At 70.4% G+C, this 15,909-nt stretch carries 10 protein-coding genes; 8 read left to right on the forward strand and 2 right to left on the reverse strand.

The features are described from left to right. Positions 1–25 precede the first annotated feature (25 nt). Positions 26–2,692 (forward strand): amino acid adenylation domain-containing protein, encoded by a 2,667-nt coding sequence (locus tag OHA88_RS19310; RefSeq protein WP_328626439.1) that lies wholly within the window; start codon positions 26–28, stop codon positions 2,690–2,692. A gap of 52 nt (positions 2,693–2,744) precedes the next feature. On the opposite strand, the gene OHA88_RS19315 is transcribed toward OHA88_RS19310, so the two are convergent. Then, positions 2,745–4,274 (reverse strand): ricin-type beta-trefoil lectin domain protein, encoded by a 1,530-nt coding sequence (locus OHA88_RS19315; protein ID WP_328626440.1) that lies wholly within the window; start codon positions 4,272–4,274, stop codon positions 2,745–2,747. Positions 4,275–4,380: 106 nt separating this feature from the next. Between OHA88_RS19315 and OHA88_RS19320 the strand changes: the two genes are divergently transcribed. The 4 genes from OHA88_RS19320 to OHA88_RS19335 all read left to right on the forward strand — a co-directional run bounded on the left by OHA88_RS19320 (position 4,381) and on the right by OHA88_RS19335 (position 10,532). Continuing rightward, the gene (locus tag OHA88_RS19320; protein ID WP_328626441.1) at positions 4,381–5,811 is read left to right on the forward strand and encodes a class II fumarate hydratase; all 1,431 of its coding nucleotides are present in this window, start codon (positions 4,381–4,383) and stop codon (positions 5,809–5,811) included. A 44-nt stretch (positions 5,812–5,855) separates the two neighbouring features. Continuing rightward, the gene (gene fomD, locus OHA88_RS19325; RefSeq protein WP_328626442.1) at positions 5,856–6,572 is read left to right on the forward strand and encodes a cytidylyl-2-hydroxypropylphosphonate hydrolase; all 717 of its coding nucleotides are present in this window, start codon (positions 5,856–5,858) and stop codon (positions 6,570–6,572) included. A gap of 371 nt (positions 6,573–6,943) precedes the next feature. After that, on the forward strand, positions 6,944–8,935 hold the full coding sequence (locus OHA88_RS19330) for an ATP-binding SpoIIE family protein phosphatase (RefSeq protein WP_328626443.1): 1,992 nt from the start codon (positions 6,944–6,946) through the stop codon (positions 8,933–8,935). A gap of 133 nt (positions 8,936–9,068) precedes the next feature. Next, positions 9,069–10,532, forward strand: coding sequence for a catalase (locus OHA88_RS19335; RefSeq protein ID WP_267002433.1), 1,464 nt, complete (start codon positions 9,069–9,071; stop codon positions 10,530–10,532). A gap of 84 nt (positions 10,533–10,616) precedes the next feature. On the opposite strand, the gene OHA88_RS19340 is transcribed toward OHA88_RS19335, so the two are convergent. Next, entirely contained in the window at positions 10,617–12,836 is a 2,220-nt protein-coding gene (locus OHA88_RS19340; protein WP_328626444.1) for a transglycosylase domain-containing protein, read from the reverse strand. A gap of 220 nt (positions 12,837–13,056) precedes the next feature. On the opposite strand from OHA88_RS19340, the gene OHA88_RS19345 reads away from it, so the two are divergent. The 3 genes from OHA88_RS19345 to OHA88_RS19355 all read left to right on the forward strand — a co-directional run bounded on the left by OHA88_RS19345 (position 13,057) and on the right by OHA88_RS19355 (position 15,716). Then, on the forward strand, positions 13,057–14,004 hold the full coding sequence (locus OHA88_RS19345; protein WP_328626445.1) for an SPFH domain-containing protein: 948 nt from the start codon (positions 13,057–13,059) through the stop codon (positions 14,002–14,004). A gap of 26 nt (positions 14,005–14,030) precedes the next feature. Beyond that, positions 14,031–14,216 carry a hypothetical protein gene (locus OHA88_RS19350; protein WP_267007980.1) on the forward strand — a complete coding sequence of 62 codons (186 nt, stop codon included), beginning with the start codon at positions 14,031–14,033 and terminating at the stop codon, positions 14,214–14,216. Between the two features lie 207 nt (positions 14,217–14,423). Then, a complete protein-coding gene (locus tag OHA88_RS19355; RefSeq protein ID WP_328626446.1) occupies positions 14,424–15,716 on the forward strand; it encodes an alkaline phosphatase in 1,293 nt (430 codons plus the stop codon). Positions 15,717–15,909: the final 193 nt, after the last annotated feature.

The raw sequence follows: 15,909 nt of genomic DNA on the forward strand, positions 1-15,909 counted from the left end.
CACCCCTACGAGGAGGAGAGCACCGGTGCCAACTGCCCGCCATACGCTGACGGTCCGCCTGCCGCAGGGCGCGACGGACGACGGCCCGGTCGCGACCGCACTCGCGACGGCGTCGAAGCGGTGGTGGCCGGACGGCCCGCACCCCCGGCTGTGGACCGAGACCGTCCCGGCACCGGCGGACTCGGCAAGGGCAGCCCGCCGCCGCGAGACGGAGACCCGGCGCCCGCTCGGACCGGGGCAGCTGCTGCGGGTGCTGCTGCTGCGGTACGAGGAGGAGGGCGCGGGTGAGTCCGGGGGCGGGTCGGCGGGCGGGAGCGCACCCGCCCCTGCGACCGGCGCCACGGACGGCCTCGCGGGCACCCGCGCAGGCGGGACCGCGCAGGGCACCGTGCGGCCGCCCGTGCCGCGTCCCGGTGATCTCGTCCTCGTCGCCGATCCGGCCGCGTTGGACGCGACCTCGCTCCGGCTGATCTCTCGCGTGCTTTGCGGGGAGCTCGGGCCGGAGGAGGTGCGGACGGCGGAGCACTCCCACGCAGCGCATCCCGCCCGTGTCCCCGGCCCCGACGCCCTGCGGCGCGCCGCCGCCACCGCACTCGTGCTCGGACGGTACGAGGGCAGGTCGTCCGTGCGCGTGGCCGTGCCCGTATCGGCGCTCGACCGGCCCGGGAACACCCTTGGCGCGTTCGACGGCCGGGCCGTGCTCGAGGCCGATCTGTCCGAGGGCCGCACGGTCGGGGACCTCCTCGCCACCACCCTCAGTCCTCCGGGCGACGACGCCGTCGACGAAACCGTCGACGAATCCGCCCCTGCCGAGCGCCATGTCACCCGCGTACAGGACCAGTTGGCCACGGTGCCGCCCGGGACCCCCCTCATCGACCTCGTCCTGCTCGACGAGACGGAGTCCGCCGAGCAGCTCGCCCTCGGCCGCCCGCCCCGCTCGGCCGTCCCGGCGCCTCTCCCTTCCCGCCGCATCGACGAGGCCTTCGCGGACCAGGTCGCTCTGCGCCCCGAGGCGCCCGCCCTGACCTGCGGCGAGCACACCCTGACCTACCGGGAGCTGGACTCCCGCGCCGACGAACTGGCCGCCGGGCTGCGTGCCCGGGGCGTCCGGCCCGGTGACCATGTGGGTCTCTGCCTGCCCCGCTCGACGGACCTCGTCGCGATGATGCTCGCCGTCCTCAAGTCGGACGCGATCTACGTACCGCTGGATCCGGATCACCCCGCGGACCGCCGCGCCCGCACCGCCGAGGACGCCGGTCTGCGGCTGACGGTGGAGGACACCGCCCCCCTCACCGGCCACCCGGCCGACCACCGGGCCCCCACCGCCCGGCCCGCCACCGCCCCGGCGTACGTCATCCACACCTCCGGCTCGACCGGCCGCCCCAAGGGTGTCGTCGTGCCCCACAGCAATGTCCTCGCCCTCATCGACGCCACCCGCGACGACTTCGCTCTCGGCCCCGGCGACACGTGGACGTTCTTCCACTCCAGCGCCTTCGACTTCTCCGTCTGGGAGATCTGGGGCGCCCTGCTGACCGGCGCCCGGCTGGTCGTCGTCGACTACTGGGTCTCGCGCTCCCCGGCCGACTTCCACGCCCTGCTCGTACGCGAGGGGGTCACCGTTCTCAGCCAGACCCCGTCCGCATTCACCCAGCTCATGGCCGCCGACCGGGAGCACGGGGAACGCCGGGGCCGGGGAACGCCGCTCGCCCTGCGCCTGGTCGTCCTCGGCGGCGAACCGCTGGACGCCCGCCCGCTGCGCGACTGGTTCGACCGCCACCCCGAGGACCGCTGCCGGCTGGTCAACATGTTCGGCATCACCGAGACGACGGTCCATGTGACGGCGCAGACGGTGACCCGGCGCACGGCGCTGTCCGGGTCCCGCTCGGTGGGGCGTCCGCTGCCCGGCTGGTACGTGTACGTGCTCGACGCCCGGGGCAGGCCGGTCCCGCCCGGGGCACCCGGCGAGATCCATGTCGGCGGCGCCGGGGTCGCGACGGGATACCTGGGCCGCCCGGACCTGACCGGGCAGCGCTTCGTACCCGACCCGTGGCACGGCGGACGGATGTATCGCAGCGGCGATCTGGGCCGGCTGCTCCCGGACGGCACCCTGGAGCATCTGGGCCGGATCGACAGCCAGGTCAAGGTGCGCGGCTTCCGGATCGAGCTGGACGAGATCCGTCACGTGCTGCTGGCCGATCCGTCCGTGACCGCGGCGGCGGTGACGGTGTCCGGGGACGCGTTCCTGGATGCGGCGGGTGTGCGGATCGACGCGTACGTGGTTCTGGCGGCGGACCCGGTCGGCACGGCCGACGACATACGCCGGCGGGCCGCGAAGCTGCTGCCGGAGCACATGCTGCCCGCCTCGGTGACCGCCCTGCCGCGGCTCCCGCTCACCCCGAACGGCAAGCTGGACCCGTCCCGGCTGCCCGCCCCGACGACCCCGGCCGACGCCCCGTCCGGCACCGCTGCCCCCGTCGCGGCCGACCCCTTCGCCGAACTTACCGGGATCTGGGAGTCCGTCCTCGGCGTGCCGGTGGGCCCCGACGACAACTTCTTCGATCTGGGCGGCAATTCGCTCTACGCGATCCGTCTCGCCACCGCGATGCGGGAGCGCGGCCTGCCTCCGGTGGCGCTGCGGCGGCTCTATCTGTCACCGACGGTCCGGTCCCTGAGCGAGGCGGTGGACGAGTGACGGCGCGGTGGCCGCATCGCGCGACCGCCCCGCCGTCATGCGCCCTGCGGCCCTACGCGAAACGCTGCTTCGCCGTCCCGTCGCACGCCTGGAGCCTCAGCGGGTCCTTGGCCGCCGCGAGCGTCAGGCACAGCCCGGTCGAAGCCACCGGGCGCAACGTGCCCGACTCCTGGACGAACTGCTGGTTCGCCGCGCCCGAGCAGTTCCACAGGATGAGCGTGGTGCCCGCCCGGTAGTCGGCGCCCGGCACATCGAGGCACCGGTCGTGACTCAGTTCCGTACGGACGGTCTTCGTGCCTGCGTCGTACCACCAGCCCTGGTTGCGGCCGCCGTGGCAGTCCCAGCCCGCGATCTTCGTGTTGTTGCGGGTCACCGACGCGGGGACGTCCACACACGTGCCGGTGGCCTCGTTCTTGAGGGGCTTGAAGACCGAGTCCCAGGCGGCAGGCTCCAGGACCGGCTTTCCGGTGCTCGCCGGGTCGGCGCAGCTCGCCTCGCGCAGACCGGAGTTGTAGATCTGGGTCAGGCAGGAGGCGAAGGCGGCGTGCCCGCGCGCATTGGGGTGGAAGGACTGCCGGACGGAGTTGGAGTCCGGCGGGAAGTGCGACAGATCGATGTAGAGGCCGCGTGCCCAGGTGTCCTCCATGCAGACCTCGTGGCCGTGGAAGAGCCGGGAGTTGTCGAGGTAGACGGCCCCGGTGTCGGCGGCGGCCCTGCGCATTCCGCGCTCGAAGGCGGGGACGGCGACGTTACGGCCCCAGGCGGCGTCGGAGTCGTAACCCGCGCAGCCACCCGGAATCTTGCCGGGGAAGTTCGGGTTGTCGTTGAAGTCGGGGCCGATCGGGCTGGGGTAGCCCATCACCACGAGCTTGTAGTCGCCACTGGCGTAACCGGCGTCGGACATGACGGTCTGCAGGTCGCGCACGGTCTTCTCGACCTTGGGGACGAGCCCGTCGATCCGAGCCTGCCAGCCGCCCTCGTACGTCGGCCGGCACGCACCCTGGAGGAGCACCCAGCGCTCCACGCAGTCCGTCATCACCGGGCCGAACTGGAGGTCGTCGTTGGCGCCGGCCACGAGCACGATCATCTTGATGCGGGTGTTGCGGGCCTTGATGGCGAGGTTGTCGCTCTGCACGAGTTCGTCGGCGTACTGCCTGGATCCGCCGATCACGATGTTTCCGGTGTACGCGCCCGAGCAGGAGACGTTGTACGTGACGTCGGCGGGGATCCCGGTGCGGTGGATGGCGGCGTCGGGCGAGCGGTGGCACCAGTTGTCGGGGCCGTTGGTCCCTGCCTCGTACGTTCCGACGCCCTCGCCGGAGATCTCGCTGTCGCCGAGCGAGATCAGCCCGGTCCTGCGGTCGGCGAGCGGGCGCTCGGCCGGGTCGCCGTACAGCCGGGTGGCTTCGGCGGCGCGGATGGCCTCCAGTTCGGGCGGGAGGGGGGTGGATGCGGTAGGGGTGGTACCGGACCGGTGTGCCGCGCCTGCCGGTCCGGCGGCAGCGGTCATGCCGCCCCATACCGCCGTCACGGCCGCAGCGGCCGCGACCGTACAGCGGACTCTGTGTCTGGTGCGCCTCATTGCGCCTCCCCGGGTTGTGGTTACCCCCGGTATTTACTGGCCGGTAGGCGAATTGGGAATACGCAGAACAAGACAAGTGCTCAACTTTTTCAGGAGGTTGAAACCCATGGACGACGCGCAGACACCCGCCGGCACGGCCGACCCCACCGGCGGCACCGAGTACCGCATCGAGCACGACTCGATGGGTGAGGTGAAGGTCCCCGCGCACGCCAGATGGCGGGCCCAGACGCAGCGCGCCGTGGAGAACTTCCCGATCTCCGGCCAGCGCCTGGAGCGGGCCCACATCGAGGCCCTGGCCCGGATCAAGGCCGCTGCCGCCAAGGTCAACGCCGAGCTCAAGGTGCTCGCCCCGGACATCGCCGACGCGATCCAGGAGGCGGCGGGCGAGGTCGCCGACGGCCGCTGGGACGCGCACTTCCCGATCGATGTCTTCCAGACCGGGTCCGGCACGTCCTCCAACATGAACACCAACGAGGTCGTGGCCACCCTCGCCACCGAACGTCTGGGCCGTGAGGTCCACCCCAACGACCACGTCAACGCCTCGCAGTCGTCCAACGACGTGTTCCCGTCCTCCATCCACATCGCCGCGACCGCGGCCGTCACCGGTGAGCTGATCCCCGCCCTGGACCATCTGGCGGCCGCACTGGAGCGCAAGTCCGCCGAGTTCGCGACGGTGGTGAAGTCGGGCCGTACGCATCTGATGGACGCGACGCCGGTGACCCTGGGTCAGGAGTTCGGCGGCTACGCCGCGCAGATCCGGTACGGCATCGAGCGGCTGAACGCATCGCTGCCGCGCCTCGCCGAACTGCCGCTGGGGGGCACGGCCGTCGGCACCGGCATCAACACCCCGCCCGGCTTCTCCGCAGCCGTGATCGCCGAGGTCGCCCGCGTCACGGGGCTGCCGCTCACCGAGGCCCGCGACCACTTCGAGGCGCAGGGCGCGCGGGACGGACTCGTCGAGACGTCGGGCCAGCTCCGTACGATCGCGGTCTCGCTCACCAAGATCTCCAACGACCTGCGCTGGATGGCCTCCGGCCCGCGCACCGGATTGGCCGAGATCAGCCTTCCCGACCTCCAGCCGGGCTCGTCGATCATGCCGGGGAAGGTGAATCCGGTCATTCCCGAGGCCGTCCTGATGGTCGCCGCCCAGGTGATGGGCAACGACACGACGGTCGCCGTCGCGGGCGCGGCGGGCAACTTCGAACTGAACGTCATGCTGCCGGTCATCGCGAAGAACCTGCTGGAGTCGGTCCGGCTGCTGGCCAACGTCTCCCGGCTGCTCGCGGACCGTACCGTCGACGGGATCACGGCCGACGTGGAACGGGCCCGGGAGTACGCGGAGTCCTCGCCGTCCGTCGTCACCCCGCTGAACAAGTACATCGGTTACGAGGAGGCGGCCAAGGTCGCCAAGAAGTCGCTCGCCGAGCGGCGGACGATCCGTGAAGTGGTGCTGGCCTCGGGGTACGTGGAGCGCGGCGACCTCACGGTGGAACAGCTCGACGAGGCGCTCGACGTGTTGCGTATGACCCGCCCGTGACGTGGATCGCAGCAACCGGGCGGCGGCATCCCTAAGATCTCTCCATGGCAGGTACGGGAGACAACGCGCGCGCAGAAGTCGATCGCTCGGACGTCGCGTACTGGGCGCCGGGCGATCACATCCTGTGGCGCTACCGCGGCAACGGTCCGCGGTCGCCCGGCGGCGCCCACAGCCCGGTCCACATCTGCCGGCCGGTCACCGTCGTCCAGGACACCGACGAACTGCTCGCCGTCTGGATGGCGCCCGGCACCGAATGCATCAGGCCGGTCCTCGCCGACGGCACCAGTGTGCACGCCGAGCCGCTCGCCACCCGGTACACCGCGCCCCGCACCGTAGCCCGCTCGACCTGGTTCGGCAGGGGCGTGCTGAAGCTCGCCCGGCCCGGCGAACCCTGGTCGGTCTGGCTGTTCTGGGACCGCGGCTGGAGCTTTCGCAACTGGTACGTGAACCTTGAGGAACCGCGCACTCGCTGGGCCGGCGGCGTCGACTCCGAGGATCACTTTCTCGACATCGCCGTACACCCCGACCGGAGCTGGCGCTGGCTGGACGAGGACGAATTCGCCCAGGCGCAGCGGGTCGGTCTGATGGACCGGGACACCGCGCGGCGGGTACGGGAGGCGGGCCGCGCGGCCATCGACGTCATCAACGCCTGGGGCACGCCGTTCCGGGACGGCTGGGAGAACTGGCGGCCCGATCCGCGGTGGCAAGTGCCCGCGCTGCCGGATGACTGGGACCGTACGCCCTCGCATATGCCGTCGTGAGACCCTTGATGCACCCCAGGGGGGCAAACGTAGGATCGTCCTCCGGAGGGCTGCTCCGCTCCAACCGGCGGGCGCGGCACTGGACCTGACCGCAAGTCATCGCACGAGTTGCACGATCTTCATGAGCCGCATCAGTTGCATGAGCCGCAACAACCGCACGAGCCACTACGAGGGGGTGGAGATGTGCACGCTGTCCGCCGCCGAAAAGGCGGAAACGTTGTCAGCTACACACCCCGCAGGCATACGGTTTCGGCCCCTCAGAGCTGGGCAGGCGGTGGCAGCCGTTGTCATCACCGCTCTCGCCGGGGCACAGTGGCGCCCCACAAGGTGATTGCCTCATACAACCGGCCCGGACGGACGGAACCCCACGCGTGACGGAGCATCCCACCTCCCACGAAGGCCGGCAGCCTCTCGCCGCCCGGTCGCAGGAACGCGCCCGGCCGCGGCAGCAGGACGCCGCGCCGGCAGCCGCCCCTGCCACCGCGGCGATCCCCGGCCCTGCCGCGGCGTCGGGCCCGAAGCCCGCCACGCCCCCGGGCACCGGCTCGAATCCCACGGCGATTCCCGGCCCTGCAGCGGCACCGACCCCCGCCGTGGCGCCGAGCGCCGCGGCGGCGGGACCGGACCCGCAGGCGGTGGCTCGCCGCGAAGGTGACCGGCTGCGCTTCGTGGGCGCCGCGACCCGCCGGATCGCCCGCGGCATAGATCTGGACGAGATCGTCCTCGGCCTGTGCCGGGCCAGCGTGCCGACGTTCTCCGACGCCATACTCGTCTACCTCCGCGATCCGCTCCCGGTCGGCGACGAGCGCCCGGCCACACCGTTCGTGCTGCGGCTGCGCCGGTCCGACCGGCTGCGTTTAAACGATGAGGAGACCGAGACCTCCCCGGAGACCGAGCGGCTGCGCCCGCCCGCCATCGACCCGCACGCCGACCTGACGCCCGCGGCGGAACTCTGCGAGGTGCAGGCGGGCGGTGCGCTCGCCGAGGTGCTGCGCGGCGTACGGCCCGTCTTCGGGGACTCCGCGGCGGCCCGCGTCGCCCTGCCCGAACTGCTCGGTGCCGGGCGCACCGTCCCCTCCGGCCACCGGGTGATCCTCGCCCCGCTGCGCGGCCGTCGGCGGGTGATCGGTGCTGCCGTCTTCCTGCGGGGGACCGAGCGGCCGCCGTTCGAGGCCAACGACCTGCTGGTCGCCGCCCAGCTGGCCACGCACACCGCACTCGGCATCGACAAGGCCGTGCTGTACGGGCGCGAGGCGTACATCGCCGATGAGCTGCAGCGCACCATGCTGCCCGACTCGCTGCCGCAGCCCACCGGCGTCCGGCTCGCCTCCCGCTACCTCCCGGCCGCCGAGACGGCCCGCGTCGGCGGTGACTGGTACGACGCCATCCCGCTGCCCGGCAGCAGGGTCGCCCTGGTCGTCGGCGACGTCATGGGCCACTCCATGACCTCCGCGGCGATCATGGGCCAGCTGCGCACCACCGCGCAGACCCTCGCCGGGCTCGACCTGCCGCCGCAGGAGGTGCTGCACCACCTGGACGAGCAGGCGCAGCGGCTCGGCAGCGACCGGATGGCGACCTGCCTGTACGCGGTGTACGACCCGGTCGCGCACCGGATCACCATCGCCAACGCCGGGCACCCGCCGCCCGTACTGCTGCATCTGGGCGGCCGCGCCGAGGTGCTGCGGGTGCCGCCCGGCGCCCCGATCGGCGTCGGCGGAGTGGACTTCGAGGCCGTCGAGCTGGATGCACCCTCGGGCGCCACGCTGCTGCTGTACACCGACGGTCTGGTGGAGTCCCGGCTGCGTGACGTCTGGACCGGTATCGAGCAGCTGCGCGAGCGGCTCGCCGCCACCGCCCAGCTCACCGGACCGGATCACTCGCCGCCGCTGGAGGCGCTCTGCGACGACGTGCTCGACATGCTCGGCCCGGGCGACCGGGACGACGACATCGCGTTGCTCGCCGCGCGGTTCGACGGGATCGCGCCGAGCGATGTCGCGTACTGGTTCCTGGAGCCGGAGGACTCCGCCCCCGGACGGGCCCGGCGGCTGGCCCGCAGGGCGCTCAGCCGGTGGGGTCTCGACGAGCTCTCGGACTCGGTGGAACTGCTGGTCAGCGAGGTGGTGACCAATGCCGTGCGGTACGCGGAGCGACCGGTGACCCTGCGGTTGCTGCGCACCGACATCCTGCGCTGCGAGGTCGGCGACGACGCCCCGCAGCTACCCCGGCAGCGCCGGGCCCGCGACATGGACGAGGGCGGCCGCGGCCTGTTCCTGGTGAACCGGCTGGCCCGGCGGTGGGGTGCGACCCGGCTGTCGACCGGCAAGGTCGTCTGGTTCGAGATGCCGACCCGTGGCCAGCAATAGAGTGCGGACGAAATAACCCAAGTCTGGACAAGGTCCACATGTTGCCGACCTCTCGTCGTCGGAGTTGACTCAGTCGTGACCGGGCGCCGCCTGGGCGACCTGACCGACACCCCGCACCGACGGGAGGACGCTCGTGACCGAGGAAACGAAGAACGCTCCTTACACCACGAACAATGCCGGGATCCCGGTGGAGAGCGACGAACATTCGCTCACCGTCGGATCCGACGGCCCGATCCTGCTCCAGGACCACTACCTCATCGAGAAGATGGCCCAGTTCAACCGTGAACGGGTCCCCGAACGCGTGGTCCACGCCAAGGGCGCCGGGGCCTACGGCACCTTCGTCGTGACCAACGACGTCAGCCAGTTCACCAAGGCGGACCTCTTCCAACCGGGCAAGCAGACCGCCATGCTCGCCCGCTTCTCCACGGTCGCCGGCGAACAGGGCTCTCCCGACACCTGGCGCGACCCCCGCGGCTTCGCGCTGAAGTTCTACACGGAGCACGGCAACTACGACATGGTCGGCAACAACACGCCGATCTTCTTCGTACGGGACCCGATGAAGTTCCAGGACTTCATCCGCTCGCAGAAGCGCCGCCCGGACAGCGGGGTGCGCGACCACGACATGCAGTGGGACTTCTGGACCCTCTCCCCCGAGTCCGCCCACATGGTGACGTGGCTGATGGGCGACCGGGGCATCCCGAAGACGTACCGCAACATGAACGGTTACAGCTCGCACGCCTATATGTGGGTGAACGCGGGTGGCGAGCGGTTCTGGATCAAGTACCACTTCAAGACCGACCAGGGCATCGACTTCTACACCCAGGCCGATGCCGACGAGATGGCCGGTATCGACGGCGACGTCCACCGCCGCGACCTGTTCGAGTCGATCAAGCGCGGCGATCACCCGAGCTGGACGCTGTACGTCCAGGTGATGCCGTTCGACGACGCGCCGGACTACCGGTTCAACCCGTTCGACCTGACCAAGGTGTGGCCGCACGGCGACTACCCGCTGATCGAGGTCGGCCGGATGACGCTGAACGAAAACCCCGAGGACTTTTTCGTCCACATCGAGCAGGCGTCCTTCGAGCCGTCGAACCTGGTGCCCGGCATCGGTCCGTCGCCCGACAAGATGCTGCTCGGCAGGCTCTTCTCGTATCCGGACACCCACCGGTACCGGATCGGCCCGAACTACGCGCAGCTGCCGCCGAACCGCCCGCGCTTCGGCCGGAACTCGTACGCGAAGGACGGCCCGATGCGGTACGAGCCGACGCGCACGGGAGCGGTCTACGCGCCGAACTCGTACGGCGGACCGGCCGCGGACACCGAACGCTTCGGCGACCCGGCGGGCTGGGCCACCGCGGGCGAGATGGTCCACGAGGCGTACAAGCTGCACCGGGAGGACGACGACTGGGGCCAGGCGGGCACGATGGTCCGCAAGGTGCTCGACGACGCGGCGCGCGATCGGCTCGTGTCGAACATTTCCGGCCATCTCCTGGACGGTGTGAGCCGCCCGGTCCTGGAGCGGGCGCTGCAGTACTGGCGCAACGTCGACAAGGACCTCGGCGACCGGATCGCCAAAGAGGTCAACGGCGGCTGACGCCGTCGGACGCGGACGCATGGGAGAGGGGCGGTGCCGGTCGGCACCGCCCCTCTCCCATGCGTTCACTGCTCTCTCATGCGTTCACTGATTGAGCGAGTTGTTGTTTCCCGGCCGCCCGGAGTTCCCTCCCCCACCCGGCAGGACGGGGGACTCGCTCGGCAGGACGGGGGACTCGCTCGGCGTCTCGATGGGCGACTGACTGGCCGAATCGCTGGGCGTCTCGATCGGGCTCTGCGAAGGCAGGTCCGACGACTCGGTCGGCGACGGGTCGGCGCTCTCCGACGTCGAGGGGCTCGTCGACGGGCTGGCCGGCACGGAGACCTCACCGCGCTCCACGTCCTGAAGATCGAACTGGGCGCTGGAGCCGCCGCCCAGCGCACCGAGGGTGTAGTCCGCCCAGATCTGCGCCGGGAAGCCGCCGCCGTTGGCCCGGCCGGAGTTGGCGGTACCGGTCAGACTGACCTGGCCGCCGCCGTCCTTGGGGGATTCACCGAAGAGCGCCACGACCGTGGTGAGCTCCGGGGTGTAGCCCGCGAACAGGGCGGACTTGTTGTTCTCCGAGGTGCCCGTCTTGCCCGCCGCCTCGTAGGCCGAGGTGTTGGCCGCCTGGCCGGAGCCGCTGTCCACGACGCCCCTCAGGACGGAGGTCACGGTGTCGGCGGACTTGCGGCTGATCACCTGATCCCCGATGCCCTTGACCGGGTCGACCGTGCGGTCCCGGTGCTTGGCGGACTTCACGATGAACGGGGTGACCTTCCGGCCGTGGTTGTCGAGCGTGGCGTACGCGCCCGCCATGTCCCAGGTCGAGGCGTTCATCGTGCCCAGTGTGATGGCGGGGCGCTCGGGGAAGTTCTGGTCCGGCACACCGAGCGCCAGCGCGGTCTCCTTCACCGCGGGCGGGCCGACGTCGACCACCATCTGCGCGAAGACCGAGTTGATCGACTTGTTCATCGCGGTCTGCACGGTGACGTCACCGTAGCTCCGGTTGTCCTCGTTCTCCGGGGCGAACGGGGTGTCGCTGCCCACGACCGGCCGCTTGCTGGTGCCGTCGTAGCGGGTGTTGACGCCGATCAGATCGCCGTCCTGGGTTTTCGCCTCGTTCTCCAGCGCGGAGGCGAGCACCAGCGGCTTGAAGGTGGAGGCGGGCTGGTAGTCCCGACGCGTGGCGTTGGAGATGTAGTGCTTGACGTAGTCCACCCCGCCGTAGAGCGCGACGACTGCGCCGGTCTTCGGGTCGACGGAGGTGGCACCCGCCTGGACGGTCGCGTCGACCTTGTTGCCCTTGCGGTCCAGCTTGGACTCCAGCTGGCGGTCGACCGACGCCTCCAGCTGCTTCTGCCGCTTCTTGTCGATGTTGAGGGTGAAGGTCCAGCCGCCGGCCTGCCGCATGTCCCCCGTGATGCCCTGCTTGTCGAGCTCCTTGTTGGCGGCCTCGACGAGGTATCCGGTCTGGCCCTCCATGCCGCGGGCGGGCTTGGGCTTGTCCGGGACGGGGAACTTCAGGGTGTCGCGCTGGGCCTTGTCGAGCCAGTGCATCTCGACCATGTTGTCGAGCGTGTAGGCCCAGCGCTCCTTGACGAGCCTGCGGCCGGTGGGCGTCGCGACCGCCCAGTCGTACTGGCTCGGGGCCTGGAGCAGCGCGGCCAGATAGGCACCCTGGGAAACGTTGAGGTCCTTGGCGTCGACCCCGTAGTAGGCCTGCGCCGCGGCCTGGATCCCGCTCGCGCCGCGTCCGTAGTACGCGGTGTTGATGTACCCGGCGAGGATGTAGTTCTTGTCCTTCTTCTGGTCGACCTTGAGCGAGATCACCAGCTCTTTGAGCTTGCGGCTGACCGTCGGGTCCTGCGTCAGGTAGTAGTTCTTCACGTACTGCTGGGTGATGGTCGAGCCACCCTGCTTGCCCTTGCCGGAGAGCGTGTTGAGGATGCCGCGCGCGGTGCCCTTCAGGTCGACGCCCTGGTCCTTGTAGAACGTCTTGTTCTCGGCGGCGACGAAGGTGTGCTGCACCTCCTTGGGGACCTCGGCGAGGTCCACGATCTGGCGGTTGACCCCGTCACCGGTCCGGGTCAGCACTGTGCCGTCGCTGTACTGGTAGACGTTGCTCTGCCGCTCGGCCAGGGCGTTGGCCTTGGGTATGTCCACATACAGGTAGAGCGCCACGAAGGCGCCCATGATCAGCAGGCAGAACCCGAAGAACGTGCCCAGCATCTTCCGCCAGGTGAAGAGTCCGCGTATGCCGCCGCTCTTCGCGGCCCGCCGCGCTCCGCGCTGCTGGGCTCGTCGCGCATCCGCTCGACCCATCGCTGTATCGCTCCCGTTTCTCTGCTCGCCTGATCCGCTCGGCCCAGACAGCTAACACTGTCGGCAAGGACAAAATGCAGCCGATCCGGTCTTTTCCGGACGTGACAATCAGCACCCGTTCCCAAAGGAACCGACTCCCGGGAGGTGTACATGGTTGCGAATTCGCTTAATGTGTAATCACATTGCTAGCAACACGCTAGATACACAAACAGGGGGAATCATGACCGACCAACCGATAGCGGTGCAGGCCGACGGCGCTCCGGAGATGCCCGAGCCGCAGGTCCGGGAGACCACGGCGCACTCCATCCCCGGCGGCTTCGGCCTGCTCCTGACCGTCCTCGGTGTGTTCCTCGGCGTCGGCCTGGCGATCATCGGTGGCGCCCTGGGCGCCAACGGGCACAACGGGGCGGGGATCCCGCTCCTCGTCGTAGGGGTGCTTCTCGCCGTCGCCTCGTTCTTCTGCATGAGCGGCGTCAAGATGGTGGCGCCCGGCGAGGCCCGCGTGATCCAGCTCTTCGGCCGGTACGTCGGAACGATCCGCGCCGACGGACTGCGCTGGATCAACCCCCTGACCAGCAGCCGCAAGATCTCCACCCGGGTCCGCAACCACGAGACCGCGGTCCTCAAGGTCAACGACGCCTACGGCAACCCCATCGAGCTCGCCGCGATCGTCGTCTGGAAGGTCGAGGACACCGCGCAGGCGCTCTTCGAGGTCGACGACTTCCGGAAGTTCGTCGCCACGCAGACCGAGGCGGCCGTCCGTCACATCGCGATCGAGTACCCGTACGACGCCCACGACGAGGGCGGCCTGTCACTGCGCGGCAACGCGGACGAGATCACCGAGAAGCTGGCCGCCGAACTCACCGCCCGGGTGCAGGCCGCCGGCGTACGCATCATCGAGTCCCGCTTCAGCCACCTCGCGTACGCCCCCGAGATCGCCTCCGCGATGCTCCAGCGCCAGCAGGCGGGTGCGGTGGTCGCGGCCCGCCAGCAGATCGTCGAGGGCGCGGTCGGCATGGTCGAGATGGCGCTGACCCGGATCGCCGAACAGGACATCGTCGAACTCGACTCCGAACGCAAGGCGGCAATGGTCAGCAATCTGATGGTGGTGCTGTGCGGTGACCGCGCGGCACAACCCGTCCTGAACACGGGCACGCTCTACCAGTGACGGAAGAAACCCCGAAGCGCAAGCAGATGCTGCTGCGGCTGGACCCCGCGGTGCACGACGCGCTGGCCCGCTGGGCCTCGGACGAACTGCGCAGCGCGAACGCCCAGATCGAGTTCCTGCTGCGCAGAGCACTGGCAGAGGCGGGCCGCCTGCCGAAGACGACATCTCCCATCCCCCGCCGAGGCCGTCCGCCCAAGCCCCCGGCGGAGTAGGGGGCGGGCGAGCAGGGGCAGGCGCCGGGCGCCTGCCCCTCAGCACCGGACGGGCCGGAAGATCGGCCCCCGGCGATCGCGGGCACGCAGCCGTCACGGAACCCCGGCTGCGGGTTGTTCCGTCTGCGGATGCCTCTCGTTCACGACGGGTACCGCCCCCGCGCCTACGTTCACGTGTGAAAGCTTTGTAATTCACGAGGAGCTGTTGTGAACAGACGCGTGCGTAGTGCGCGATGGGGAGCACCCGTCGCTGCGGCCGTCGTGGCCGCGGTCGCCACGATGGTGCTCAACCCGACGCTGGGTGCGTCGGCCGTTGCCCCGCAGTCGGCGGCGAAGGCGAAAGCCCCCACGGCGAAGAACGTCATCTTCATCAACGGTGACGGCATGGGTGCCTCGATGCGCGAGGCAGCGAGGCTCAACCTCTCCGGCCTGGAAGGCCAGCTGGCGATGGACCGCCTCACGGCGTCCGGCCAGCTCACCACCACCCCGCGGGACCCGAAGACCGTCGTGACGGACTCCGCCGCGGCGGCGACCGCGTGGGCCACGGGCGAGAAGACCTACAACGGCGCGATCAGCGTCGACGTCAACGGCAACCCGCTGGCGACCCTCGGCCAGCAGGCCAAGGCGGCCGGCAAGGCCACCGGCCTGGTGACCACCGCGCAGGTCACCGACGCGTCCCCGGCGGCGTTCTTCGCCAACACCGCGGACCGCGGACAGCAGGACGAGATCGCCCGTCAGTACCTGGACGTCAGCAAGCCCGACGTCATCCTGGGCGGCGGCGAGGACTGGTGGCTGCCGGCCGGTACGCCGGGCGCGTTCAAGGACAAGCCGGCGGAGGACACGACCGAGGGCAGCCGCGGCACCAAGGGCAACCTGATCAAGAAGGCCCAGAAGGCCGGTTACTCGTACGTCAACAGTGCGAGCGGGCTGAGCAAGGCCAAGAACGGCAAGCTCCTCGGGCTGTTCAGCAACGAGGAGATGTTCCAGCAGCGCCCCGAGGGCCAGGGCGACGTCTACAGCCCGGTCGTGGACCTCGGCACGATGACCAGCAAGGCCCTGAGCAGCCTGGACAAGAACAAGAAGGGCTTCTTCCTCATGGTCGAGGAGGAAGGCACCGACGAGTTCGCGCACTCCAACAACGGCACGCGCGTCCTGCAGTCGATGCAGCAGCTGGAGAAGGCCGTCGCGGCGGCCCGCGCGTACATCGCGACGCACCCCGACACGCTGCTGGTCGTCACCGGTGACCACGAGACCGGCGGTCTCTCGGTCGAGGAGGTCGACGCCAACGACGAGTCCGGGGACGCCATCTCCGCCGAGGACGGTCCGTTCTCGATCCGCGGCAGCGACCGCAAGTTCACCATCGACTGGACCACGTCGGGGCACACCAGCGTGGACGTGCCCGTGACGGCGAGCGGTCCGCTCTCCGACAGCTTCTCGGGCAAGCACCCGAACACGTACGTGCACGACGTACTCAAGCAGGTGCTGGCACCGCGCCGCTGAACGCGGTGACGCAGGAACGGGCCCCGGGAACATTCTCCCGGGGCCCGTTCCCGTGCGCAGGGGCGATGTCGTCGGGCCGTGGCGGCCCGGGCCGGGCCCGCCGTACGGTCCGCTCAGGGCCGCACCCGGCAGTACGGCCGATGCCCCACCTCATCTCGGGAGGACTGCCCCACCCGCATATACATGCAAGGTA

The sequence above is a fragment of the Streptomyces sp. NBC_00353 genome (genome assembly GCF_036108815.1).
In the GTDB taxonomy this organism is placed as follows: domain Bacteria; phylum Actinomycetota; class Actinomycetes; order Streptomycetales; family Streptomycetaceae; genus Streptomyces.

Coding starts and splice junctions, on each gene's coding strand:
- OHA88_RS19315 (WP_328626440.1), bottom strand. CDS start 4,274: ATGAGGCGCACCAGACACAGAGTCCGCTGTACGGTCGCGGCCGCTGCG.
- OHA88_RS19320 (WP_328626441.1), top strand. CDS start 4,381: ATGGACGACGCGCAGACACCCGCCGGCACGGCCGACCCCACCGGCGGC.
- fomD (WP_328626442.1), top strand. CDS start 5,856: ATGGCAGGTACGGGAGACAACGCGCGCGCAGAAGTCGATCGCTCGGAC.
- OHA88_RS19340 (WP_328626444.1), bottom strand. CDS start 12,836: ATGGGTCGAGCGGATGCGCGACGAGCCCAGCAGCGCGGAGCGCGGCGG.
- OHA88_RS19345 (WP_328626445.1), top strand. CDS start 13,057: ATGACCGACCAACCGATAGCGGTGCAGGCCGACGGCGCTCCGGAGATG.
- OHA88_RS19350 (WP_267007980.1), top strand. CDS start 14,031: ATGCTGCTGCGGCTGGACCCCGCGGTGCACGACGCGCTGGCCCGCTGG.